The organism is Oceanisphaera sediminis (assembly GCF_039539745.1).
Classification (GTDB): Bacteria; Pseudomonadota; Gammaproteobacteria; order Enterobacterales; family Aeromonadaceae; genus Oceanimonas; species Oceanimonas sediminis.
On record NZ_BAABDS010000043.1, the window covers coordinates 69906 to 94917 of the forward strand.

General features: G+C 59.1%; 18 protein-coding genes. 6 read left to right on the forward strand and 12 right to left on the reverse strand.

Annotated elements, in window-relative coordinates; all coding sequences use genetic code 11:
- Positions 1-62: 62 nt before the first annotated feature.
- From ABD827_RS15750 to ABD827_RS15765, 4 genes are all read left to right on the forward strand, one after another.
- Positions 63-1931 carry a sensor histidine kinase gene (locus ABD827_RS15750; RefSeq protein WP_344965625.1) on the forward strand — a complete coding sequence of 623 codons (1869 nt, stop codon included), beginning with the start codon at positions 63-65 and terminating at the stop codon, positions 1929-1931.
- Complete coding sequence (locus ABD827_RS15755; protein ID WP_344965626.1) at positions 1925-3289, forward strand: sigma-54-dependent transcriptional regulator; 1365 nt, start codon at positions 1925-1927, stop codon at positions 3287-3289. Before ABD827_RS15750 ends, ABD827_RS15755 begins: the two co-directional genes overlap by 7 nt.
- A gap of 230 nt (positions 3290-3519) precedes the next feature.
- Positions 3520-5142 carry a methyl-accepting chemotaxis protein gene (locus ABD827_RS15760; RefSeq protein ID WP_344965627.1) on the forward strand — a complete coding sequence of 541 codons (1623 nt, stop codon included), beginning with the start codon at positions 3520-3522 and terminating at the stop codon, positions 5140-5142.
- Between the two features lie 184 nt (positions 5143-5326).
- A complete protein-coding gene (locus ABD827_RS15765) occupies positions 5327-5938 on the forward strand; it encodes a LysE family translocator (RefSeq protein ID WP_344965628.1) in 612 nt (203 codons plus the stop codon).
- Between the two features lie 478 nt (positions 5939-6416).
- Here the strand turns inward: ABD827_RS15765 and ABD827_RS15770 are convergent, their stop codons facing one another.
- The 9 genes from ABD827_RS15770 to ABD827_RS15810 form a co-directional block, all read right to left on the reverse strand.
- Positions 6417-7784 (reverse strand): sodium-dependent transporter, encoded by a 1368-nt coding sequence (locus ABD827_RS15770; protein ID WP_344965629.1) that lies wholly within the window; start codon positions 7782-7784, stop codon positions 6417-6419.
- A gap of 172 nt (positions 7785-7956) precedes the next feature.
- Positions 7957-9048 (reverse strand): 4-hydroxyphenylpyruvate dioxygenase, encoded by a 1092-nt coding sequence (gene hppD, locus ABD827_RS15775; protein WP_344965631.1) that lies wholly within the window; start codon positions 9046-9048, stop codon positions 7957-7959.
- 719 nt (positions 9049-9767) lie between these two features.
- Positions 9768-10985, reverse strand: coding sequence for an MFS transporter (locus ABD827_RS15780; protein WP_344965632.1), 1218 nt, complete (start codon positions 10983-10985; stop codon positions 9768-9770).
- 154 nt (positions 10986-11139) lie between these two features.
- Positions 11140-12147, reverse strand: coding sequence for an ABC transporter ATP-binding protein (locus tag ABD827_RS15785; protein ID WP_344965633.1), 1008 nt, complete (start codon positions 12145-12147; stop codon positions 11140-11142).
- Positions 12147-13145, reverse strand: a complete 999-nt coding sequence (locus ABD827_RS15790) for an ABC transporter ATP-binding protein (RefSeq protein ID WP_344965634.1) — start codon at positions 13143-13145, stop codon at positions 12147-12149. Before ABD827_RS15790 ends, ABD827_RS15785 begins: the two co-directional genes overlap by 1 nt.
- Positions 13146-13157: 12 nt before the next feature.
- Positions 13158-14141: an ABC transporter permease gene (locus ABD827_RS15795; protein WP_298719415.1), complete on the reverse strand. Its 984-nt coding sequence runs from the start codon at positions 14139-14141 to the stop codon at positions 13158-13160.
- Between the two features lie 27 nt (positions 14142-14168).
- Complete coding sequence (locus ABD827_RS15800) at positions 14169-15137, reverse strand: ABC transporter permease (RefSeq protein WP_344965635.1); 969 nt, start codon at positions 15135-15137, stop codon at positions 14169-14171.
- A gap of 51 nt (positions 15138-15188) precedes the next feature.
- Positions 15189-16778, reverse strand: a complete 1590-nt coding sequence (locus tag ABD827_RS15805; RefSeq protein WP_344965637.1) for an ABC transporter substrate-binding protein — start codon at positions 16776-16778, stop codon at positions 15189-15191.
- Positions 16779-16926: 148 nt separating this feature from the next.
- Complete coding sequence (locus ABD827_RS15810; protein ID WP_344965638.1) at positions 16927-18522, reverse strand: ABC transporter substrate-binding protein; 1596 nt, start codon at positions 18520-18522, stop codon at positions 16927-16929.
- A 287-nt stretch (positions 18523-18809) separates the two neighbouring features.
- Between ABD827_RS15810 and ABD827_RS15815 the strand changes: the two genes are divergently transcribed.
- Positions 18810-20000, forward strand: a complete 1191-nt coding sequence (locus ABD827_RS15815; protein WP_344965639.1) for an amidohydrolase family protein — start codon at positions 18810-18812, stop codon at positions 19998-20000.
- Between the two features lie 168 nt (positions 20001-20168).
- Positions 20169-21635, forward strand: coding sequence for a chlorohydrolase family protein (locus ABD827_RS15820; protein WP_344965640.1), 1467 nt, complete (start codon positions 20169-20171; stop codon positions 21633-21635).
- 72 nt (positions 21636-21707) lie between these two features.
- Here ABD827_RS15820 and ABD827_RS15825 read toward each other — a convergent pair whose 3' ends face one another.
- From ABD827_RS15825 to ABD827_RS15835, 3 genes are read right to left on the reverse strand one after another with little or no spacing between them, the layout of a single operon-like run.
- Positions 21708-22460, reverse strand: a complete 753-nt coding sequence (locus tag ABD827_RS15825) for a GntR family transcriptional regulator (protein WP_344965642.1) — start codon at positions 22458-22460, stop codon at positions 21708-21710.
- 29 nt (positions 22461-22489) lie between these two features.
- Positions 22490-24502, reverse strand: coding sequence for a UvrD-helicase domain-containing protein (locus tag ABD827_RS15830; RefSeq protein WP_344965644.1), 2013 nt, complete (start codon positions 24500-24502; stop codon positions 22490-22492).
- Between the two features lie 9 nt (positions 24503-24511).
- Positions 24512-24937, reverse strand: coding sequence for an Lrp/AsnC family transcriptional regulator (locus ABD827_RS15835; protein WP_344965645.1), 426 nt, complete (start codon positions 24935-24937; stop codon positions 24512-24514).
- Positions 24938-25012 lie beyond the last annotated feature (75 nt).

Consider the following 25012-nt stretch of genomic DNA (forward strand, 5'->3'; position numbering starts at 1 on the left):
AACCAGGTTTACAGTCTTTCCCCGTTAAAGTGTCAACGATGTTTACATGACGGGAACCCTGCATGGCGTTGGATCTGGCTTTTGAATTGATGATGTTGCTCACCGGCGGCTGTGCCCTGCTGGTGTCGGCCTGGCTGTTCTGGCGCGCGCGCCGCCAACGCAGCATGAAGGCGCTGGCCGGTTTCGGCGTCATGATGGCGCTGTGGTGCAGCGGTCATGTCGCGGTGTTTTATGGCTGGGAACGGCTGGGCAAGATGCTGATCCTGGCCAACCCGCTGATGCCCACCTTCTTCCTCGACTTCGCCATCGGCTTCGTCAATCAGGGGCTGGGCCGACGACCCTGGCTGGATAATCTGGCCCGCCGGCGTGGCCTCTTCTATGTGGCGGCCTTGCTGGTGCTCGGCATCAGCCTGGCGCTGGGCGGCGGCGACATCATTTCGTTCGGCCCCTTCAGCCATTACTTCGTGTTCAGCGGGGCCGGCTGGTTCAACATCATTTATACCATCGCCATCGGAATACTGGCGCACGCCCTGCTGTTGTGGGGCTGGCGTATCCATCGCGGTAACCGCCGCCGCTCCATCGCCGCCATGTTTGCCGCCGGCGCCTGGGGGCTTTGGCTTGCCACCAGCTTTATCTTCCCCTCGCTCGGCCTCTACTGGTATCCCTGGCCCATGCTGCTGCTGCCCACCTATGTGGTCTTGCTGGTGTATGGCGTGGTGCGCTACCAGATGCTGGAAGTGAACGCCTGGGCCAACCGCGCCCTGCTGTGGATACTGATGACGGCACTGGTGATGGGCCTGATTGCCCTGCTCAGCTCCATGGCCGGTCCGTTCGGCATGCAGGCGCTGGCCAATGTGCCCGAATGGCAGCTGTGGCTCTATTCCATGCTGTTGCTGATGCTGGCGCTGGCACTGTATCAACCGGTCAGCAAACTGGTAGAGCGGCTGATTTATCCCGGCAGCCGGCTTGACGAGCAACTGCTGGATACCTGGCTCAATCGCCTGGCAGAGCCCAGTCACTGGGCCGGGCTGAGCGCGGAGGCCGAGCAGTTGCTGGCCCGTCAGATGGGGCAGCCGGTGCAGGTACGGCTGTTACCGAATGAACAGCGGCCCCCTGTCGTTGAAGGTCCCTGCATTATCTGTCGCCACCAGAATCCGGGCTGGCAATCGCGGCTGCAGGGCTTTGAGGACGTCACGCCCGGACTGCGGCTGGCGGCCGAAGTGTTCGCCTCGCTGCTGACCACCCGCTGCAGCCTGCTGGAGCGATCGCTGCAACTGGCAGAAGCCGAGCGCAAGCGACTGTCGGAACAGCATCTGGTGGAGCTGGGCGGCTTGTCGGCGGCCATGGCGCACGAGCTGCGCAACCCGCTCAATATTATCTCCATGGCCTCCGCCGGGCTGGAAGCCGAACGCAAGGCCATGATCCAGACCCAGCTCAAGCGCGCCGATCGATTGATCTCGGACATGCTCGCCTACTCCGGCAACATCGGCGTGCAGCGTCAGTCGGTGCCGCTGCTGGCCATGCTGAACAGCCTGCGCCCCCAGTTCGACTGGCAGCACACCCGCTTCGAGTGCGTCCTGTCCGACGACGTTCGCCTGAATGCCGATGCCTATCGACTGCAACAGGTGCTGGTCAACCTGATCGACAATGCCCTGGCCTTCGTGCGCAATCAGCCGAATGGCGTGATCCGCATCGAGGCCGGTGACCAGCCCGGCATAGTCCGGGTGCACAACAACGGCCCGGCGGTTCCCGAAGACATGCTTAATCACCTGTTTCGTCCCTTCGTCGGCAAGCGCAGCGGCGGCAGTGGCCTGGGACTGTCTATCGTGCGCCGCATCATGGATGCCCACGGCGGCCGCATTCAACACCGCAGCGATATGGGCTGGCCGGTGACCTTTGAACTCTTTTTCCCCGAGGACAGCTCATGTTGAACCCACCCCGTATTCTGCTGATTGACGACGAGCCCGCCTTTCGCACCCTGAGCGCCCAGTGGTTGACCTCGGAAGGCTATGAGGTCAACACCGGCGCCAGCCTGGACGAACTGAGCGCCAAGTTGCCGCACTTCGACGCAGACTTGATCCTGCTCGATCTGTCGCTGCCGCCGCACTTCGATCCCCAGCAAACCCTGGCGGCACTGCCCCGCTTCATCGATCGACCGGTGATCATCCTCACCGGTCACGGCGAGCGCGAGCTGGCGCTGGAAGCGCTGCGTCAGGGCGCCTGGGATTTTCTGGCCAAGCCCATCGATCCGGACATGCTGGCGGTGGTGGTCAAGCGCGCCCTGACCAAACACCAGCTCGTGCGCGAGCTCAACAATCTCAAACACCAACAGGTCGACCAGCAGGGGCTGGATACGCTGATTGGTGCCTCGCCGTCGATGAACAGCATTCGCGCCCTGGTCGGACGCATCGCCCCCACCGATGTGCGGGTGCTGGTGACCGGCCCTTCGGGCACCGGCAAGGAGGTGATCTCGAAGGCGGTGCACGCCCTCAGTGCCCGCGCCAATGGCCCCTTTATTTCGGTGCATTGCGGTGCCATTCCCGCCGAATTGCTGGAAAGCGAGCTGTTCGGCCACACCAAAGGCGCCTTTACCGGTGCCGACAAGGCCCGCGACGGCCTGCTCAAGCTGGCCGACGGCGGCACCCTGTTTCTGGACGAGATCGGCGAAATGCCGCTGGCGATGCAGGTCAAGCTGTTACGGGTGCTGCAGGAGGGCAGCTATTACCCGGTGGGCGGTCGGGTCCTTGAAACCATAGACGTGCGGCTGGTGTCGGCCACCAACGCGGACTTGCCCGAGAAGGTAAAAACCGGGGAGTTTCGGGAAGATCTCTACTACCGCATCAAGGGCGTGAACATCGAAACCCGCCCACTGGACGACAGGCCCGAAGATATTCCCCTGCTGATCACCCACTTTCTGGGGCTGCCGGCCCGGGGGGACAACCGGGCGCCGCAGCACCCGGACACCGCCGCCTTCAACTGGTTTATTCAACGCCGCTGGCCGGGCAATGTGCGCGAGCTGAAAAGCGCCCTCGACAGCGTGGCCGCCATCGCCAGAAACGGCATCATTACCCTGGAAGACATTGCCCTGCTCTATCCGGATGCCCAGGCCGGCAGCGAACACGCCACAGCCCGGCCCGGCGACAGCCTGGAAGCCCAGGTGCGGGCGCTGGAAATTTCACTGATAAGCCAGGCGCTGGCCAGATTCGACCACAACCGCACCCACGCCGCTCAAGCCCTGGGCCTGTCTCGTCAGGGGTTATTGAAAAAAATAGAGCGCTACGGACTGTGAATACGGCGGCAAGCCGTTGCCATGTTCCGGCTGAGCCCCTGATGAAAGACGCAAATAAATAGCCATTCAGAACCCTCCCCCTCGGCCGAATCGGCAGAGGGGATTTGGTTGAATCTTGCACGTCGGCTTATCCTTCCTTAACGATCCTTCTATTGATCTTTCGCAAACAATACCCGGGATGGCGCGACTATTATCGGCGCCAATTCACACCCCCTTTCCAAGGTATGGCTATGCTGCGACAACTCAAAATCGGACCCCGCTCCATTATTTCCTTCGGCCTGCTGGGAGCCATTACCCTGCTGTTGGGAATCATGGCCATGGTGCAGTTTGGCAACATAGGGGAGGAAGTTGACGTCATGGCCCACAAACGTATGCCCGCCGCGATTAAAATCGGCGAGATACGGCGTGACTTTCTGCTGATCCGCCTTTACACCCTCAACGCCCTCTACGCAGACAACCAGCAACGTCGCCGCGATGCCGTCAACCGCCTTGAAAGTCTGGAAGACAGTTTTCTGACCAACGTTCAGGAGATGAAGGCCTATGTCGAATCGAACGAAGGCAAGCAACTGCTTGGCAACATTACCCAGAGCAAGGCCGACTACGATGCCGTACATAACCGCCTGCTGAGCATGATCAACAACGGCCAGCTGGCGCGGGCCGAGCAGTTTCGCCATCAGGGGCTCAATGAACTGGGTATTCAGGTGACCGGTGATCTGAACGAGCTGGGTAATTATCAGAAACAACGGGCCAATGAAGAAGCCGAGGCCGTCGACGACATTATTGATACCTCCAATCTCATCATGGTGCTGGCCATTGTTCTGGCCATGCTGCTGGTGGTGACGCTGGCCCTGCTGTTCAGCCGCAGCCTGCTGCTGCCGATTCGCAAGGCGCTGGAAGTCAGCAATATCATTGCCTCCGGCAATCTGACCTCGGAATTCGGTGACGACGCCAAGGATGAAGCCGCCGACATGATTCGCGCCCTGGCCCAGATGCAGCAAAAACTCAAACAGACCATTTTCGATATCAATGACTCTGCAACCCAACTGGCGTCGACCGCCGAACAGCTGAGTGTGGTGACCGACCAGTCTACCCGCACCCTGCAGCAGCAAAGCGACGAGCTGGAGCAGGCCGCCACCGCCGTGAACGAAATGACGGTGGCGGTGGAAGAAGTGGCGCGCAACGCCGCCTCCACCTCGCAAAATTCCGACATGGCCGACGAAAAGGCCCGCACCGGCCGTACCAGGGTCACCAACACCATCAATACCGTGACCGAGCTTGAACATGAAATTACCAATACCAAGCAAGGAGTAGAAAGCCTGGCCAATCGGGTACGCGATATCGGCACCGTTCTGGACGTGATTCGCTCCATTGCCGAACAAACCAACCTGCTGGCGCTGAACGCCGCCATTGAAGCCGCCCGCGCCGGCGAGTCGGGCCGCGGATTTGCGGTGGTGGCCGACGAGGTACGGGCCCTGGCTCACCGCACTCAGGAGTCGACCAAGGAAATCGAAGCCATGATGCACGCCATTCAAAGCGACACCAGCAGCACCGTTAACGCCATTCAGATGAGCACCGATCGCACCATGCAAACCCGTCAGGTCGCCCAGGAAGCCGGCGAAGCGCTGGAGCTGATTACCGAGGCCATCATGCAGATCAACCAACAGAACCAGACCATTGCCAGCGCCGCCGAAGAGCAGGCCACGGTGGCCAGAGAGGTAGACAAAAACCTGATCAACATTCGGGATCTGTCGGTGCAGACCTCGGCCGGCGCCAACGAAACCAGCGCTTCCAGCAACGATCTGGCCCGCCTGGCCGAACGCCTCAACGAGATGGTGGGCCGGTTCCGAATATAACTACCACTCTCCCCTTGGTTCGGCGCCTGCACATAGACTCGTGTGCAGGCGTCGAGCTTCCCAAATACACAGACCTGTCGCGCCCGCAAACAGGGATAATGGTCGTTCGGCTCATATTCCAGCTCGAAACCGCAACCTCATTGCTGCTATATTGCGCCATCCTCCCATATTCAAGAGCACCACGATGGCACTGGAAACCTGGCTTATCTATCTGGCGGCCATGATTGGCCTGTCGCTGACTCCCGGCCCCAACAGCCTGCTGGCCCTGAGTCACGGCGCCCTTTATGGCCGTCGCAAGACCCTGTTTACCGTGGCCGGTGGTGCCGTCGGCTTTGCCATGGTCATCGCGCTGTCGCTGTTTGGTATCGGTGCCCTGTTGCAGGCATCCACCACCCTGTTCATGGCGCTGAAGATTGTCGGGGGCGCCTATCTCGTCTGGCTCGGCATTCAGCTGTGGCGAGCCCCCGCCCCCAGTGCCGATTTACATCAGCAGGCCGGTTCCCGTAGCGGCGGTTCCCTGTTTCGTCAGGGGCTGCTGTCGGCGCTGACCAACCCCAAGGCGGTGCTGTTTTTCGCCGCCTTTCTGCCCCAGTTTATCGACCCGGACCGCGAGCTGTTTACCCAGTTTGTGGTGATGGCGGCTACCTTTGCGCTGACCGAATTTGTTACCGAAGTCTTTATTGCCAGCTTTGCCCAGCGCACCCGCGCCTGGCTGGCCCGCAGCGGAAAGCGCTTCAACCGCATTTGCGCCGGCCTGTTCGTACTGCTCGGCGGCTGGCTGCCGCTGGCACGCTAACGTCAAAACACACACCGCGCAGCTGAAGCAGCGCCTACAAGGTCGGAGTCATTTGTAGGGTCAAATTTATTCGACCGGTTTTGGTCCCGAGCCGGGCCCCTTGGTCGATTGAAATCGACCCTACGCTCGCCGGAGTCATTTGTAGAAGCCTGCATCAGCTGGCTGGTGGCGCGCAGCGGTACGTCAAAAAACACACCGCGCAGCTGAAGCAGCGCCTACAAGGTCGGAGTCATTTGTAGGGTCGAATTTATTCGACCGGTTTTGGTCCCGAGCCGGGCCCCTTGGTCGATTGAAATCGACCCTACGCTCGCCGGAGTCATTTGTAGAAGCCTGCTTCAGCTGGCTGGTAGCGCGCAAGCGGTACGCCAAAAAACACACCGCGCAGCTGAAGCAGCGCCTGAACATAAAATCCCGCCCATAAAAAAACCGGCTGGCTCTGTCGAGCCAGCCGGTTTTTTGTCTTGCCGAGCTGTATTGCTTATTTCAGATTGAAATAGAACACGATCAACAGCGCGATGGGCGACAGGTAGCGGATCACCGGAAACCACACCTTGTGCCAGCCGCCCAGCTCACCGGCGGAGTGTTCCGGCTTCATCTTCCAACCCACGAAGATAGCGGTAAACAGCGCACCCAGCGGCATCATGATGTTGGCGGTCAGGTAATCGTACAGGTCAAACAGGGTCTTGCCTTCGAAGCGCGCAAACATGTCGAGCGGAGTAAAGCCAGACCATTCGTTGAGCGACAGCACGGTCGTGATACCCACCAGCCAGGCCACCAGACCACCACCAATGGCGGCCTTGACCCGGCTCACGCCCTTTTCGTTCAGGTAACTGACCAGCGACTCCAGCATGGAGATCGACGAGGTCCAGGCCGCAAACAGCAGCAACACGAAGAACAGGGAAGCGAAGAAGCTGCCGCCGGGCATTTGACCAAAAGCCACCGGCAGGGTCACGAAAATCAGCCCCGGGCCCGCCCCCGGCTCCAGCCCATTGGCGAACACGATGGGAAAAATGGCCAGCCCCGCCAGCAGCGCTACACCGGTATCCATAATGGCCACTACCACCGAAGTGCGGGCGATGGATACGTCTTTTTTCAGGTAGGCGCCATACGCCATCATGGCGCCGCTGGCCAGACTCAGGGTAAAGAAGGCATGGCCCAGCGCCACCAATACCGCCTCGGCGGTAAGCGCGGAAAAGTCGGGCGTGAACAAAAAGCTGACCGCCTCGCCGAAATGGCCGGTGGTCATGGCATAACCCACCAGGATCAACAGCAGCACAAACAGCGCCGGCATCAGCTTGGTGACCGCTCGCTCAAGACCGTGGCGTACGCCACCGGCCGACACCAGCACCGTCAGCCCCATGAAGATGGAATGCCACAACAGCAGCTCACCCGGCGAAGCCAGCAGGCCACCAAACAGGGCACCGGACTCTTCCGCCGCTATGCCGCTGAATTCACCGCTGACTGCCGAGACGATGTAGGGCATGGTCCAGCCGGCGATGACGCTGTAAAAAGAGAGGATCAGAAACGCCGCCAGGGTCGCCATGATGCCGATGCCGCCCCAGCCCTTGCTGCGCCCCTCGGTGGCCGCCACCCGTTCCATGGTGCCGATGGGACTTTTGCCGCCACGGCGGCCCAGCATCACTTCGGCCATCATCAACGGCAGACCGATAACGGCGATACAGGCCAGATACACCAGCACGAAGGCGCCGCCGCCGTTTTCACCGGTGATATAGGGAAATTTCCAGATATTTCCCAGACCTACCGCCGACCCCACCGCCGCCATGATAAAGGCAAAACGGCTGGACCACTGGGCCGGGTTGCCAGCCTGCTGATTATTCTCCGCCACGGGTACTGCCACTCCTGTACTGGACACAAAAAATGTCAGTCACACTCCACAACAGGTGTAAAGAATGACTGACAGTATGTCCTGCTAGTTTGCCATCAATGGCTAAGATAAAAAATGGCCCGTAGTAGAAAATTCAGTTTTATGCCAATTTCATCACTTAATCGGGTGGGGCTCACTCTCCTTTCAGCACCCCACGCCAAATCTGGTCTTCCTCAATCGACTCGAACAGCGCCTGAAAGTTACCCTCACCGAAGCCTTCGTTGCCCTTGCGCTGGATAATTTCGAAGAAAATCGGCCCTATCACCGTATCGGTGAAGATCTGCAGCAACAGGCCCTGCCCCTGTGTGGGAGCACCGTCCAGCAGAATGTGATTTTTCCGCAGGCGGGCCAGATCCTCGCCGTGTCCCGGCAAGCGGGCATCGAGCTTCTCATAATAGGTGTCGGGTGTAACCATGAAGCTCATGCCCCCGTCACGTAACGTTTCCACCGTATGGAAGATATCGTCGGTGCCGAGGGCGATATGCTGGATACCCTCGCCTTTGTACTGCTGCAGAAATTCCTCGATCTGGCTCTTCTTGTCCGCCGATTCGTTGATCGGAATGCGAATGTTGCCGCAGGGGCTGGTCATGGCCCGGGAACGCAGTCCGGTGAGCTTGCCTTCGATGTCGAAGTAGCGGATTTCACGAAAGTTGAAATGCTTCTCGTAAAAACCGGCCCACAGATCCATGTGCCCCATTTCCACGTTGTGAGTGAGGTGGTCGATATAGGTCAGGCCCACGCCTTTGGGGTGCTGATCCACGCCGGGAAGGCGCCGAAAGTCCACATCATAGATGCTCTGATCGCCATAGCGATCCACCAGGTAAATCAGCGAGCCGCCGATGCCCTCAATGGCCGGTATCTGCAATTCCATGGGGCCGGCACCGGACGCCACCACGGTCGCACCCTGCGCCGCCAACTGTTTGATGGCGGCGGCCGCGTCTTTGACCCGAAAGGCCATGGCGTTGGCGCCGGGACCGTGAAGGCGGGAGAACTCAGCGGCCTGGCTGTCGGGTTCGGCATTGAGGATAAAATTGATGTCGCCCTGGCGATACAAAGTTACGTCTTTGCTGCGATGGCGGGCAATGGCCACGAAGCCCAGCCGCTCGAACAGCTCCGCCAACTGCGCCGGCTGGCTGGAGGCGTATTCCACAAACTCGAAGCCATCGGTTCCCATGGGATTATCCCAGATAGCCGGTGTGTCGGTTTTAACGGCTTTAGATACCATGATGATTCTCCTGCACCGCTGTGATGGCACTGCTTTGTGCACCACATGCTGAGGACAGCATAGCCAGAGCGACCGAATCCTGCCCGTTACCTCATACTCAGAAGTTTAGTTGAGGCCCGGATCGGGAGGCTCGGCAAATACGGGGAGAAAGAGGGCCAAGCTAAGCTCACCAAGGTGTAATACCAAACTGATTAACTAACTGATCTATTCGGTGCTCTGCAAAGGTCGGACAAATGGCCCGCTCCTCCGACACGCCGTGAACCCATCCATGGGGGCTCCACCGCGCCATCCCTGGCGCGGCCGGGAAATGCTCCTGCCGTCCAGGCATTCCCACCGTCCATGGCGGTCAGATGGTCGGCGGAGCAGATCCCTTTATCCTCCCTGATGACAAGGAGTTGCCTGTTGGCGTTGTTTACGGCAACTCGGTGCTCGAGAAGAGGCAACAGAGATCGACTGCCACGACCGTGAAATGCCAGGGCCGTAAAATGCTCCTGCCGTTCCGGCATTCCCGCCCTCCCTGGCGGTCAGACGGCATTTCCCGAGCCCTCATGGGGCAGCTTGCTGCCGTGTATCTTTGTTGGGGAATGGACCGAATATCCAATGAATATTCGCAGCCGTTACCCAGCAAAGATGGCTAGTCCAGTGGCGTGTCGTGGGAGGCGGCTGTGTTACCTCTGAGCTCAGGTTTAAAATTGATCAGATCTTTATTCAAATTGGTATTATCCGGCCTGGTTTTCCGTCACGGAGTGACCTGTTTCATCCTCCTGCCGGCCGGATTTCGGCTCCAGCAGACAGATCAGCGCCACCAGTACCAGGCTGGGCAGCATTACCAGGTTGACTCCTTCCCAGCCAAAGGTGGTCAGCACCTTGCCCGAGAACAGTCCGCACACCGCCACCACCATGAAGACGCAAAAATCGTTAAACGACTGTACGCGCGCCGCCTCATCGGGTTGGTAATAACGGGTCAGCCAGCTGGTGGCACTGACAAACATCAGGCTCCAAGCTACGCCCACCAGCAGCAGGCCACTCAGGTAATGCCAGAACGACATGCCCTGCAGGTTGATGATAATCGCCAGCATAAACACACTAATGCCGGTCAGGATCAGGCGCTTGGGGCCATGACGCTTGAGAAAGGGGCCGATAAAGAGCCCGGGCAGAAACATGCCCAGTGAATGAAACTGTACCACCGTATTGGAATCGCTGACATGAAAGTGGGCATGGCTCATCGACAAGGGCGTGGCGATCATCACAAAGGACATCATGGCAAACGAGACCGCTGCCGCCACCATTGGCCGCCAGGCCCCCGCTTTCAGTATCAGGCCGAGAGAGCGCCCTCCGCCGGTGGTGGCTGTTGCCTGCCGCGCCGGAGGACGCAAAAACAACACCCCGGTCATCACCAGCAAACACAGCGGAATAATGGCAGCGAAGCTGCCCACAAAAGGCACGCCGTAGCCGAAGGACTCACCCCAGGTCGACAACCCGGGTCCGACGACAGACGCCACCACCGCCGCCCCGATCACCAGAGAAACCGCCTGTTCCTTCATCGACGCCGGTACCAGCTCGGCGGCGGCAAAACGGATTTGCTGGGTCAGGCTGAAATAGATGCCAAACAGCACACAGGCGGCAATCAGCAGCCAGAACTGGTACAGTATCAGGGCCGCCACCGTCAGGCCGGCACCCCCCATTCCGAACAACTGGCCCAGAACAATGCCCCACTTGCGGCCCAGCCAGGCCATCAGATAAGCCACGGGAAAACAGGCCAGGGCTGAAAATACCGACTGAATAGCAAACGGCAGGGTAGCCAGCGCCGGTGACGGCGCAAGCTGAAAACCGACCATGGAGATCAGACTCAGGTAAATCAGCATGCCCGACTGTGACAGTGCCATTCCATAAGACAGAAGGCCGACATTGAGCCAATGCCGTGAAGGTGCAGACATAACAAACTCCGGGCCCGAACAGACCATTGAAGCAATAAAGAAAGGAAATAACCGATCGTCTCGCCACCATGAGCGGTGGAGAGACGATTTATATTAAATAACGGAACCAAATGCTACCCCGGACGACCACAACACCGCCGGGCTGGCTGCTTGCTCAGTCGAGAGACAGAGGGTAGTGACAGGCCACCTGCTGGGTGGAACTCATGTTCTGCACTGCCGGTGTGGCCTGCTTGCACTGATTGGTAGCAAAGGCACAGCGAGGGTGAAACGCACAGCCGGAAGGCGGCGAAATCGGGTTTGGCACCTCGCCGGTCACCGGGGTACGTTCCTTGTGGATCACATCCATGCTGGGGATAGCATCCATCAGCATGCGGGTATAGGGGTGACGAGGTCGGTTGAACACTTCCTCTACTGTGCCCACCTCCACCAGGCGGCCCAGATACATGATGCCGACCCGATCCGAGAAGTGGGACACCACCGACATGTCGTGACTGATAAACAGATAGGTCAGCCCCAGTTCGTCCTGCAGATCCTTCATCAGGTTGAGCACCTGGGCCTGCACCGACACATCCAGCGCCGAGGTCGGTTCATCACAGATCAGGAATTCCGGCTCGCCGGCCAATGCCCGCGCGATGGAAATACGCTGACGCTGGCCGCCCGAAAATTCATGGGGAAACTTGTCCATGTCCGACGCCGCCAGCCCCACCTGCTCCAGCAGCTTGCCGACCCGCTGACGACCTTCATCCCGGCTGTTGATCATGCCAAATAACACCAGGGGCTCGGCAACGATGCGCTCCACTTTCCAGCGCGGGTTCAGACTGGCGAAGGGATCCTGAAAGATCATCTGGCAGCGGCGACGAATATGCTGTCGCTGCTCACGCGTCGCTTCGGCCAGCATGGTGCCCTGATAACTGATGTCGCCGTCGGTCGGCTGATACAGACCAGACAGCAGCCGCGCCACCGTCGACTTGCCACAGCCGGACTCCCCCACCAGACTGAAGGTCTCGCCCTTGCGGATGCTGAAATCGATGCCGCGCACCGCATGCACATAGGTTTTTTCCGCCCGGTTCAGCAGCCGATGAATAAACGGCTTGGAGATATCGAACTTGATATGCAGGTTGCGGACTTCCAGCAAGCCACGCTCTTCTATCATCTCGCTCATCACACCAGCTCCTCTTGCATCACTTTCAGACAGGCAACCCGGGAGTCACCGACGGTTTTCAGCTCAGGCTCATGCTGCCGGCATTCGGCACTGCTGTTAGGGCAGCGCGGATTAAAGGCGCAACCCTGGGGAATAGCGTTGAGCCGGGGCATGGATCCCGGGATCTGGGACAAGCGCGGCTCGCGCACCCCTATGCGCGGAATCGACCCCATCAGCCCCACAGTATAGGGGTGGCTGGGTGACTTGAGTACCGCCTCCACCGGGCCTATTTCCACCAGCCGCCCGGCATACATCACCGCTACCCGATCGCAGATCTCGGCAATGACCCCCATGTCGTGGGTCACCAGCATCACAGATGCGTCGTGCTGCTTGCACAGCCGCCGCAGCAGTTGCAGCACCTGGGCCTGTACCGACACATCCAGTGCCGTGGTCGGCTCGTCGGCGATAATCACCTTGGGCTCGACACAGAGCGCCAGGGCGATCACGATGCGCTGGCGCATACCGCCGGAAAACTGGTGCGGGTATTGATCGATGCGTTGCTCCGCCGCCGGAATGCCGACTTCCTTCATTAGATCCAGCGCCTTCTGCCGGGCCTGGCCATGGGACAGGGGAAGATGGGTCTGAATGGTTTCTATCAGTTGCCGGCCAACGGTCAGCACCGGATTAAGGCTGGTCAGCGGATCCTGGAAGATGGCACCGATCTCCTTGCCGCGCAGCAGGCGGCGCTGATCTTCTGCCAGGTTGTCGATCCGTTCGCCATAGAGGCGGATCTCGCCGCCGGCAATGAAGCCCGGCGCCTCCAGCAGACCGGTGATTGCCGAGCCGGTCAGCGACTTGCCGGCGCCCGACTCGCCCACCACGCCGAGGATCTCGCCCTTGCGCATCTCGAACGACACATGCTGTATCGCCTTCAGGTTGCCCTTGCGATGGGCAAACTCGATACACAGATCATCGGCTTCCAGCACCACCTCACCGCGGTTGTTGCTTGCATTTTCCATATGTCTTGCTCCTTAACGCAGTTTGGGGTTGAGAGCATCGCGCAGCCAGTCACCCACCAGGTTGACCGACAGAGCCAGGATCACCAGTACCAGGGAGGGGAACAGCACCACCCACCACTGACCGGAGAACAGGTATCGGTTGCCTTCGTTGATCAGGGTACCGAGCGAGGGCTGATGCGGCGGCATGCCGACCCCGAGGAACGACAGGGTCGCCTCGGTCAGTACCGCCAGCGCCAGGTGCAGGGTGGCCAGCACCATGACCGGGCTAAGCACATTGGGCAGGATATGCTGGAACATGATGCGCATATTATTACTGCCCATCACCTTGGCGGCCTGCACATATTCCTTGTTGCCTTCCAGCAGGGTACAGCCGCGCACGGTGCGGGCATACTGCATCCAGCCGGTCAGGGTGATGGAGATAACGATGATGTACACCGCCATCTGATCGTGCATTTCCTGGGGCAGCAGACCTCGCGCCGCACCGCTCACCAGCAGTGCAAACATGATGGTGGGGAAGCTGAGCATGGCATCGGCCAGACGCATGATCAGAGCGTCGATCATGCCGCCGAAATAACCGCTGATCACCCCCAGAGTCACCCCAAGCGCCATAGCACAGAGCACACTAATAAAGCCAACGATCAACGATACCTGCAGGCCATGGAGGATCAGCGAATAAACATCCCGCCCCTGAATATCGGTGCCCAGCCAGAAGCGAGCCTCGCCTCCTTCCACCCAGAAGGGCGGCAGCTCGGAGTCCATCAGATCGAAGGCCGCCATATCGAAGGGGTCATAGTGCGACAGCAGGGAGGCACCGATGCCGGAAAACAGCAGCAGGGCCAGCACTGCGGTGGCAAACATCGTCAGCCGGGAGGTTCGGAAGTTATAGGCGATGTCGCTGTCGTAAGCCGCCAGCAGCTGTTGCCATATCTTTTTCAGCCCCCCGGGCCGGGGACTGTTCTGGCCGGTCAGGGCCGCTTTAGTGGTATTGATAGCCATACGTTACCTCGTCCTTGTGCTTAACGTTCAAGCGGTTTTCAAGCGCGGATCGATCACCCGGTAGAGAATATCGACCAGGGTGTTGATGCAGATAAAGATCAGGGAGATAAACACCAGATAAGCGGAAATAACCGGTATATCGACGTAGTTCACCGCCTGGATAAACAGCAGTCCCATCCCGGGCCACTGAAAGACCGTCTCGGTGACTACCGCGAAGGCGATCAGGCCACCGATTTGCAGGCCTATGATGGTGATCACCGGCAGCAGGGAGTTGCGCAGCGCATGGGTGTAGTTGATGCTGCGCTGCCTGATACCTCTGGCCTTGGCAAACTTGATGTAATCGGTGCGCAGCACCTCTTTCATCTCGCTGCGTACCAGGCGCATGATCATGGTGATCATGAACAGGGCCAGCGACAGCGCCGGCAATATGATGGAAGCCCAACCCGTCTTGCTGAACAGGCCACTGCTCCACCAACCGAACTCCACTATGTCGCCCCGGCCGTGGGAAGGCAGCCAGCCCAGCCAGACCGAAAACACGATGATCAGCACGATACCGGCGATAAAGCTGGGCAGAGACACACCAATCAGGGAAATGGTCTGTACCAGGCTGGTCAGCCACTTGTTGCGCGACAGCGACACCCAGACCCCCGCCGGCAGGCCCACCAGCAGCGAGATGATCACCGCCACGAACACCAGCTCCAGGGTGGCGGGCAGCCGCTCCATGATCAGGTTGAGCACATCCATCTTGTTGTAGTAGGAAATACCGAAATCGCCCTGGGCGATATTGCCGACGAAGCGCCCGTACTGGGTGATGACACTGTCGTTCAGGCCCAGCTTTTCACGCAGTTCGTCCCGTTCAAACTGGGTCGCGCTTTCCGGCAGCATGCCGTCGATGGGATCGCCGACAAACTGGAACATGGTAAAGGCGATCAACGCCACCGTCAGCATCAGGCCGCAGGCCTGGATCAGCCGCTGTATGATAAAAGCCAACATCATTCACTCCTTTGAATCGCAATAACGGATTAGGGGCTATCGGGCCCCTGTTTGCTAGTTCAGGCTGGCGTACCAGAGCCGTACCACGTTGTCGGAATTCTGGGTAATGTTCAGCTTGTCTGAGGTCACCCAGGCCACCGGTTCGAAGTGCAGCGGAATAAACGGCAGATCCTGCTGAGCCATGGCCAGGGCATCGCTCATCAGCTGCACCCGGGTCGACTTGTCCAGCTCGGACACCGACTGTTCGATCAGCGCATCCACCTTGTCGTTCTGGTAACGAGGAATATTGAAGGCACCGAAGATGCCGCCGTCCTTGGAGTGCAGCAACTGCTGGTTGATGCTGTAGGCGTCATAGAGCGGCAGGTTGGCCCAGCCCAGTACCGCCACATCGGTGCGGCCGTTGTCGCGGATCTGGGAATAAACACTGCGGCTATGCACGTTCAGGTTGGTTTTTACGCCAATCTTGGACCAATAACGCTGCACTGCCTGACACCACTGCTCTGCATTCAGGTAAGCACCCTGTACGCAGTCAAAGGCCAGTGTGAAGCCATTGGGATAACCAGCTTCGGCCAGCAAGGCCTTGGCTTGTTTGGGGTCATAATCAAGCTCGATGGCGCGCTCGGCGTCATAACCGGCAATGTCGGGGGCTACATAGGTGTTGGCTACCTCGGTCATGCCGCGCATGATCTTCTTGACGATGGCTTCACGATCGATGGCCATATGCAGGGCCTGGCGTACCTTCTGTTCCTTGAGCGGGTTCTTGCCATCCACATTACCCGCGTTCAGCTCATCCGCCATGTTCAGCGACAGGTAGTCCACCCGCAACGAGGGCCGGACCTTGACGTCTATGCCTTTTTCCCTTTCCAGCCGGGGCAGGTCCTGCAACGGCACATCGTTCACCAGGTCAAACTCGCCGGACAACATGCCCGCCAGACGGGTTGAATCGGACGACACCGGCTGAAAGATGATGCGGTCGATATTGTGCCTGGACTGCTCTGCCTGCCACCAGTTGTCGTTCTTGACCAGCACCATTTCCGCATCGCGCCGCCGGCTTTCCAGCCTGAAGGGGCCGGTGCCGTTGGTGTGGTTGGTGGCATAGCCCTCGGTGCCCTTGCTCATGCTGGTGGGGTCGGTGGCCTTGTGTTCTTCCAGCCATTCCCGGTCCATCATCAGCACGCCGGACAATTCATTGAGCGCCATGGGCGACTTGCCATTCAGGCGGATATCGACCGTGTAGTCATCTATCTTGACCGCGTCCTTGAGCGATGAGGCATTGCCGCGGATTCCCGAGTCCGGGTGGGTCACCCGATTGATGGAGGCCACCACGTCATCGGCGGTGAAATCATTGCCGTTGTGAAACTTGATACCTTTATTCAGATAAAAGCGGAGACTGGTGTCATCCAGCTGCTCCCAGTGCGTGGCCAGAGTCGGCTCCAGCTGCAGGCTGTTATTCCATTGCACCAAACCTTCGTAAATATGATTTTGAAAGCTCAGGGCATGGGTTGAGGCGAAGGCGTAAGGATCCAGGGTGGGAATGTCCGCCTGCTGAGCCCAACGCACCACGTTTTCGGCCTGGGCCTGCTGGGTGATCAGGCCACAACTGGCAAGCACCAAACAGGCCGATATCGTCTTTAATTTCATCATTCATCATTCCTTTGGGTGAACAAACTGATGGTTGATTACGGCTTCGTTATTCAGAACAGGTTCTGCTGCCTGTCGACGATTCTCCTCGGGTTTCGCATTCACTCCTTGCGTATTGAGGCCACCACTCCTCGGGTGGCCCCTTGCTCAATCAACCCTGCTTCATGCTGGCGTACCAGAGGCGTACCACGTTGTCGGGGTTCTGGGTAATTTCCAGCTTGTCGGAGGTTGCCCAGGCCATCGGCTCAAAATGCAGGGGCAGGAAGGGCAGGTCTTGATGCGCCATCGCCAGCACATCTTCCATCTGCCTGGTTCGCAGGGATGAGTCCAACTCGAACGAGGATTGTTCGATCAGGGTATCGATGGTGCCATTCTGATAGCGGGGAATATTGAAGGCGCCGTAGATGCCACCGTCTTTGGAATGCAGTAACTGCTGGTTGATGCTGTAGGCATCATAGAGCGGCAGGTTGGCCCAGCCCAGTACCGCCACATCGGTGCGGCCATTGTCGCGAATTTGGGAATAGACGCTGCGGGTGTGCATGTTCAGGTTGGACTGGACCCCCACCTTGGACCAGTAACGCTGCACCGCCTGACACCATTGCTCCGCGTTCAGGTAGTAACCCTGCTCGCAGTCGAACGCCAGCTTGAAGCCATCGGGGTAGCCGGCCTCGGCCAGCAGCGCCTTGGCCTGCTTGGGATCGTAGCTGGTGGTCACGCCTCGCTCGGCGTCAAAGCCGGCGATGGCGGGCGCCACATAGGTGTTGGCTACCTCGGTCATGCCCCGCATGATTTTCTTGACGATGGCCTCCCGATCGATGGCCATGTGCAGGGCCTGACGTACCTTCTGATCTTTAAGTGGGTTCTTGCCATCCACATTGCCCGCATTCAGCTCGTCATTCATGTTCAGGGTCAGAAACATGACGCGTAAAGAAGGCCGAACTTTTACCTCTATGCCCTTTTCCCTTTCCAGCCGGGGCAGATCCTGCAGAGGCACATCGCTCACCAAATCAAATTCGCCGGCCAGAATACCCGCCAGGCGAGTAGACTCGGATGCCACCGGTTGAAACACGATGCGATCGATATTGTGCTTGGCCTGATCGGCCTGCCACCAACCGTCATTCTTTACCAGCACCATCTCGGCGTCGCGGCGTCGGCTTTCCAGCTTGAACGGGCCGGTGCCGTTGGTGTGATTGGTGGCATAGCCTTCGGTTCCCTTGGTCATGCTGGTAGGCTCGGTGGCCTGGTGCTCTTCAAGCCACTCCTTGTCCATCATCAAAATACCGCTGAGCTCGTTGAGGGCGATCGGTGATTTGCCACTGAGCCGAATATCGACCGTGTAGTCGTCCACTTTTACCGCATCCTTGATCGAGGAAGCGTTACCGCGAATGCCCGAGTCCGGGTGGGTAACACGAGCAATGGAAGTGACTACGTCGTCGGCATTGAAGCCGTTGCCGTTGTGGAACTTGATACCTTTATGCAGGTAAAAACGGATGGTGGTATCGTCCAGTTGCTCCCAGTGGGTAGCCAGGGCCGGCGACATTTCCAACTGCTCGTTCCACTGCACCAGACCTTCATAGATATGGTTCTGAAATGCCAGCGCCGGCGTAGAGGCAAATGCATACGGATCCAGCGTTGGAATATCCCCTTGCTGAGCCCAACGCACTACATTTTCAGCCAGCGCCTGCTGCGTCACCAGACTGCAGGAAGCGGCCACCAAACAAGCGGTTATCGTCTTTAGTTTCATCATTCATCGTCCCTGTGAGTGAAAACATAACGGCCTGGTTATGACGACCGTTGCTGGAGCTGATTATCAATCAACCGCGCCAACAGTTAACATCGTAGATTCAAAGTGATAATAAAAACAAAACAAAGTGCTAACAATTGATTTGTTTGTGATGGCAACCACAAAACACAAATTCAACTCTGGGTAGGATGATCGGCAAGTTATGGCGCGGATCGTTACGACGTCTCTTGCCATCGTTAACACAGTCGAGCACAAGCCATTCGGGGTTAATAGGACCAAAGGGAGCAATCATGGTAGCCACATTGATCAGACAAGTTCGTCTTGCAGCACAGCAGGGAAGCCAGGATGTATTGATTGAGCAGGGCCGAATCGTGCGTATCGAGCCGAATATATCGTTACCACACGGCGCAATACTGCAGGAAGGGCACCACCGCCTGGCCCTGCCCGGCTTTATCGACGGCCATGCGCATATCGACAAATCCCTGTGGGGCATGGACTGGTATGAAAACCAGGTTCCCAGAGAGCTGCCCGCCATTATCGAAAACGAACGTCATTTTCGGCGCCAGCATGAATTTGACGCACAGCAACAATCCGAACGCATTACCCGTCAGGCCATCAGCAAGGGCACGACTCATATCCGTACTCATATCGATGTGGATACCGAAATTGGCCTGCAACATATGGAAGGTGTGCTGGCTACCAAGGCCAAGCTGGCCAAGCAGATTTATATCGAGACGGTGTGTTTCCCCCAGAGTGGCCTGCTCGGTCGGCCCGGTACCCGGGCGCTGATGGAAGAGGCGCTCAAGCTGGGTGCCGATTACGTCGGCGGTATCGACCCTTCATCTTTTGAGCGCGACCCGGTGGCCCATATCGACGCGGTATTCGACATGGCCGTTAAGTACGGCAAGGGCGTCGATCTGCACCTGCACGAAGCGGGCGAGCTCGGCGCCTTTTCGGTCGAGCTGATAATCGAACGTACTCTGGCGCTGGGCCTGCAGGGCAAGGTAACCATCAGCCATGCCTTTTGCCTGGGTGAAATAGACCCGGCCTATCAGGATCGGCTGATCGACGGGCTGGCCCGGGCCGATATTGCCATTGCGACTACCGCCCCGGCCAATCGTAATGTACCGCCCTATGAAAAACTGCGTGCCGCCGGCATCAAGGTCACCGCCGGTAACGACGGCATTCGCGACACCTGGAGCCCTTATGGTAATGGCGACATGCTGCAGCGGGCCATGCTGATGGGGCTCAAATATCGCTGGCGCCAGGACAAGGAGCTGGAACAGGCGCTTCATGCCATTACCCGGGGCGGCGCCGACGTGATGGGGCTGACCGACTATGGTCTGGCGGTGGGTTGCCAGGCCGATCTGGTGCTGCTTGATGCCCGGACACTGGCCGAAGCCATTGTCGAACCGCCTCAGGCTCGCACCGTGTTCAAGGCCGGCACTTTGGTCGCTGACCAGGGCGAATGTTTATTCTGAGCAGACACATTCGTTAGCAATCACACCATTGAATGGCGCACAAAAGCAGGACGAGACATCCTCACACCGACTCGCCGCAGCCCCCATTTTGGGGCTCGACGCTGTCAACGTTTGGCTCAGAGGATCTCCCCATCCTTCTTCATCAGGCACTGACGGAGCCCCACTTACATGAAAACCACCAAAATCACCGCCAAATACGTTATCGGTTTCAAGGACGGCGGCCACCATATCTACGAGCAGGGCGAGCTGGTCTATCGCGGCGACACCGTACTGTTTGTCGGCCACGGCTATCAGGGCCAGGTCGACGAAACCCTGGCCATGGGCAACGCCCTGGTCGGCCCCGGCTTTATCGACCTGGATGCGGTGGCCGATCTGGACTCCACCGTGCTCGCCTTCGACCATCAGCCAGGCTGGAAAAAAGGCCGCCTGCCCGCCAGCGACTGGCAACGGCGCGAAACCTACAGCGACGCCGAACTGGACTTCAACAAGCGCTATGCCTTCAGCCAGCTGCTACTAAACGGCATCACCACCATAGCGCCGATCACCTCCATTCTTTACCGGGAGTGGGCCGAAACCGCCGACGAGTTCCGGCGTGCCGCCGAGATTGCCGCAAGCCTGGGGGTACGCGCCTATCTGGGCCCCGCCTACATGTCCGGATATGGTGTGGTGAACCCGGATACCCGTGTTGAAATGCGCTTCGATGAACAGCGTGGGCTGAAGGGGCTGGAAGAAGCGGTGCGCTATGTGGAGCAGCTTCACCAGTACGGCGATACTATCCAGGGCATGCTGGCCCCGGATCGCATCGAAGGCTGCACCCCCGAGCTGCTGCGCCAGACTGCTAAAGCCATGCGTGCGCTGGACTGTCCGGTGCGGCTGCACAGCTGCCAGGGCGAGTTTGAAGTAGACATGATTCATGAGCTGCACCACGGCATGTCGTCGGTGGAGTTCATGGCCGAACATGATCTGCTCGACTCTCGTTTGCTGCTACCCCATCTGCAACTGCTGGGCGGCAAGCAACCCAGCCCGGAGAAAATACAACGAGAGCTGGCTCTGCTTGGCCAGAGTGGTGCCAGCGCCGTTATCTGTCCGCTGGTGGCCGGCCGCCATGCCAAATACTTCAACGGCGTCAGCCGTTTCCGTGAAGCCGGCATCAATATCAGCCTGGGCACCGACACTTACCCACCAGACATGATCCAGAACATGCACGTCGGCGCCATGCTCAGTCGGGTCACGACCGGCAATATCACCGAAGCCTCGGCGGCGGACTATTACAATATGGCTACTCTGGGCGGCGCCCGTGCCCTGGGCCGGGAAGATATCGGCCGCCTCTGTGCGGGCGCCAAGGCGGACATCATGGTGTTCGACTTTGACGGCATTCATACCGGTCAGGTATTCGACCCCATCACCAACCTGGTGATCAACGGCAACGGTCGCGACATCAAGGGAGTCATCGTCAATGGCGACAAGGTGGTGTGGGACGGACGACTGGTGAAGCCGGGTCTGGATCTGCAGCAACTGCATCATCAGGCCCAGCAACAATTCGACGGCTTTATTGCCAGCTATCCGGAACGCAGCCACCGGCATCCGCCGTTAGCAGAGATTTTTCCGCCGTCCTTTCCCACCAGCCGACCTTAACGAAAACGCCGACCGGTATGAACCGGTCGGCGTTTTGACATAGCCCAGACTGATGCGCCAGACATCATTAATCTATTCAGTGGGTACACTATCGGCAAACAAGGCAACAAAATCGGTAACCTGCTCTTCTTCCTGGGTCAGATCCAGGCTCGACTCCAGATTGTCCAGGTGCTGGCGCATCGACAATACAGCCGTGTCCACATCACCGGCAGCCAGCAACTCAACCAGCTGAGTATGTTCGTCACAATGACATTCATGGCTTCGGCTGTCTTTCTGATACATGCTGACTATCAGCGAACAACGACCCAGCAACCGCTCCAGCATATCCGACAGCACCTGATTACCCGCTATTCGCGCCAGCTCGATATGAAAGCGAGCCGCCAATTTTACCGCTGCTGGCCTCCTGCCCTCTTCCACCGCCAGTCTTTCCTCTTCAATCAACTTGCGAAGCGCGGCCAGGTCAGTGTCTTCTATCCGTTCAGCCGCAAGTACCATCGCTTCGGCTTCCAGCAAACGGCGCACCACGAACACATCAGCCGCCTCCTGCTGGCTGGGACAGGCCACCATGGCGCCCTTGTTGATGGTAATGCTGACCAACCCCTGATGACTCAACTCCAGCAAGGCAGCCCGTATATGGTTACGGTTAGCACCAAGCGCATCGACCAGTTTCAACTCTACCAAGCGAGTACCCGGCACCAATCGTTGCTCGACAATGGCACGACCGATGGCCTCGACAATACGCCGGATTTCCTTTTTCTTTGCAGTAGACAAGGGCTGCTCCAACACGCCAAAACAGTACAACGGATAGGGCAGTAATGTTAACAAATGCTAACCTGCTCAACCAGAACAAGCTCTCAGCCCCAGCGACTGACGCCGGGATAGCCGCCTTCGAGCAGTTCCTTGATGAAAACAGAGGGTATTTGCCGGTCGGCCAGCAGAAACACCTGCTGTCGGGCGCGGGTCAGGCCGACGTAGAACAGCCGGCGCTCCTCCGCATGGGGGAAAGCTTCGGCGTCCGGCAGCAGCAATTCCAGCAGGGCGGCGCCGTTTTTCTCGGGCGGAAAGCCGTACTTGCCCCGGCACAGCCCCAGCATGATCACGTGATCCGCCTCCTTGCCCTTTGCCCCGTGCAGGGTCTGAACCTCCAGCTTGAGCTCGGGAAAGCGCCGGCGCCAGCCGGCCAGCTGTGACTCATCCGGCAGGCTGAAACGAAAGCGGGCCAGCAGATACACGGAGGCATCGGCCTGCTCGGCGGCAACCAGCCCCAGCAATCGAGTCACAGTATCCATCTGGCTGTCGCCGGCCACCGGCAGCACATGCACGCGCGGCCCGTCACTGTGATGATGGGTCGCGAGCGTTTTCGGCAGTTGCGCCGGGTTGCGGGTCACGAACCGGCTGGCCACCTTTTCAATCTGATTGTTGAATCGGAAGGTCTTGTCGAGCCGGGTCATGCGGCTGGCACCGAAATGCTCGGCAAAGCCGGTCGTCAACGACACATCGGCCCCGCTGAAGCGATAGATGGCCTGCCAGTCATCGCCCACGCAAAACAGCGACAGCCCAGGAGCCGCATCGCGCAGGGCCTGCAGCAAGGCGGCCCGGGGCGCGGATATGTCCTGAAACTCATCCACCAGAATATGCCGCCAGGGCACCGAAAATCGCCCGCGACGCACCAGATCGGTGGCCTGCTCTATCATGTCGTCGAAATCGATTTCGCCCTGCTCGGCCAGATGTTGCTGGTAACGCTGCAACAACGGGCGCACCAGCTCCAGTTGCTCAACCAGCGCCGGCGTCAGCTCATTCGGCTCCGGCTCGCCGTAGAGCTTGAGTGCCGCCACCAGGGGCGCCCAGTCGCGCGCCAGCCGCCGATAGTCCGGCTGGGGCAGCACCTGAAAACGATGCCGCCGCAGCCAGTCATGCAATTGGGCACCGTAGTCCTCATTCTGTTGACAGTGTTGTTCCAGCCACTGGGCGAAGGTATTGATGCGAGTGCTTTCCTGTTGCGCCAATGGGCTGAGTGACGGGCTCTTGCCTGCCACCCGCGCCAGAATCATCAACCCCAGGGCATGAAAGGTACTGGCCTTGACCGCCGCCGTCTCCGGCCGGCGCGCCAGCCGCTCACTCATTTCCGTGGCCGCCTCGTTACCAAACGCCAGCAACAGAACTTCATCGGCTCCGGCCTGACGTGATGCCAGCAAGAAGGCCGCCCGCGCCGCCATGACGCTGGTTTTGCCGCAACCGGCACCGGCCAGCACCAGGTTGTGATCTTCATCCACCACGCAGGCCAGCCGCTGGGCCTCGGTCAGCGGGTGCGCCTCAATACTGTCAAACAGGGCGCCGTAGTCGGCCAGCGCCTGGGTGCAGTAATCCTGACAGCATTGCTCGCGCCAATGCTCATCCGCCGCCGTCAGGGTCGCCACCAGCTCGAAGGCCGCCCGCGCTCTGTCAGACAGCGCCTCGGGCGGCGCATGCTGACGCCAGTCGATCGACTCTTGTCGCAACAGCTGCTTCATTTGTTGCCAGCGGGAATAGCGCAGATAGCCCTTCTCCAGCAATGCCAGACAGGACTCGGCCAAGGGCACTACCCGAGTAGCATGGTGTTGATACCAGCCCAGGGTAATGGCCTCGCACAGCGGCTCGGCCACCGTTTTCGGCAACCAGCCCAGCTCGATATCTCCTTGGGTGCAAAACAGCCGCAACCGATACAGCCACCGTGCCTGCTCCAGACTGGGCGGTGCACTCAGCTCGGTCCAGTGCAGGGCGTGACGTTCCCGCCGCAAGTGCAGCACCAGGCCTTCCACCGTGGGCTCGGTGGCGAGAAAGGGATGGTTGAACCAGGGCGCCAGCCAGTGCGCCCGAAAGATCTGCATGCTGTCGCCTCAGGAAAGGGTGTTGATTACCTCACCCAGTATCATGTGCGTGCGCACCGTCTTGATATAGGGAGTGTGCTCTATGATATGGCGAATGGCGTCCAGCCGCTCCATGGAGGCGGCCTCCACATAAACCAGCATGTCGGTTTCGCCACTGATGGTATAGCAGAGCTTGACCTCGGGCACGGCACGCAACGCTTCGGCATATTGCTCGCACTGGCGCACATGGTAACAGAGGGCGAAATAGGCGCGCACCAGGGCGTGCGGGTTGCCGAGCCGGGCGTGATAACCACGGATGACGCCACGCTCTTCCAGACTCTTGATGCGTTCGGATACCGCCGAGCGGGACAGATTCACCTCGCGGGCAATACTGGCCACCGCCAGACGGGCGTTTTCCGTCAGCAGGGAGACTATTTTCTGATCAAACTTGTCCACTGCACCCTCTTTTTCAACATCCCCGACCAAACGTCGGCCAAAAGCGACGTTTCGCCGTGCTCAAGCAGCAAAGTG

What these genes read in the sequence shown, in the direction of transcription:
- ABD827_RS15795 (WP_298719415.1), bottom strand. Translation starts at nt 14,141, where the DNA reads ATGGCTATCAATACCACTAAAGCGGCCCTGACCGGCCAGAACAGTCCC.
- ABD827_RS15760 (WP_344965627.1), top strand. Translation starts at nt 3,520, where the DNA reads ATGCTGCGACAACTCAAAATCGGACCCCGCTCCATTATTTCCTTCGGC.
- ABD827_RS15810 (WP_344965638.1), bottom strand. Translation starts at nt 18,522, where the DNA reads ATGATGAAACTAAAGACGATAACCGCTTGTTTGGTGGCCGCTTCCTGC.
- ABD827_RS15820 (WP_344965640.1), top strand. Translation starts at nt 20,169, where the DNA reads ATGAAAACCACCAAAATCACCGCCAAATACGTTATCGGTTTCAAGGAC.
- ABD827_RS15750 (WP_344965625.1), top strand. Translation starts at nt 63, where the DNA reads ATGGCGTTGGATCTGGCTTTTGAATTGATGATGTTGCTCACCGGCGGC.
- ABD827_RS15830 (WP_344965644.1), bottom strand. Translation starts at nt 24,502, where the DNA reads ATGCAGATCTTTCGGGCGCACTGGCTGGCGCCCTGGTTCAACCATCCC.
- ABD827_RS15805 (WP_344965637.1), bottom strand. Translation starts at nt 16,778, where the DNA reads ATGATGAAATTAAAGACGATATCGGCCTGTTTGGTGCTTGCCAGTTGT.
- ABD827_RS15780 (WP_344965632.1), bottom strand. Translation starts at nt 10,985, where the DNA reads ATGTCTGCACCTTCACGGCATTGGCTCAATGTCGGCCTTCTGTCTTAT.
- ABD827_RS15755 (WP_344965626.1), top strand. Translation starts at nt 1,925, where the DNA reads ATGTTGAACCCACCCCGTATTCTGCTGATTGACGACGAGCCCGCCTTT.
- hppD (WP_344965631.1), bottom strand. Translation starts at nt 9,048, where the DNA reads ATGGTATCTAAAGCCGTTAAAACCGACACACCGGCTATCTGGGATAAT.
- ABD827_RS15815 (WP_344965639.1), top strand. Translation starts at nt 18,810, where the DNA reads ATGGTAGCCACATTGATCAGACAAGTTCGTCTTGCAGCACAGCAGGGA.
- ABD827_RS15765 (WP_344965628.1), top strand. Translation starts at nt 5,327, where the DNA reads ATGGCACTGGAAACCTGGCTTATCTATCTGGCGGCCATGATTGGCCTG.
- ABD827_RS15790 (WP_344965634.1), bottom strand. Translation starts at nt 13,145, where the DNA reads ATGGAAAATGCAAGCAACAACCGCGGTGAGGTGGTGCTGGAAGCCGAT.
- ABD827_RS15785 (WP_344965633.1), bottom strand. Translation starts at nt 12,147, where the DNA reads ATGAGCGAGATGATAGAAGAGCGTGGCTTGCTGGAAGTCCGCAACCTG.
- ABD827_RS15800 (WP_344965635.1), bottom strand. Translation starts at nt 15,137, where the DNA reads ATGATGTTGGCTTTTATCATACAGCGGCTGATCCAGGCCTGCGGCCTG.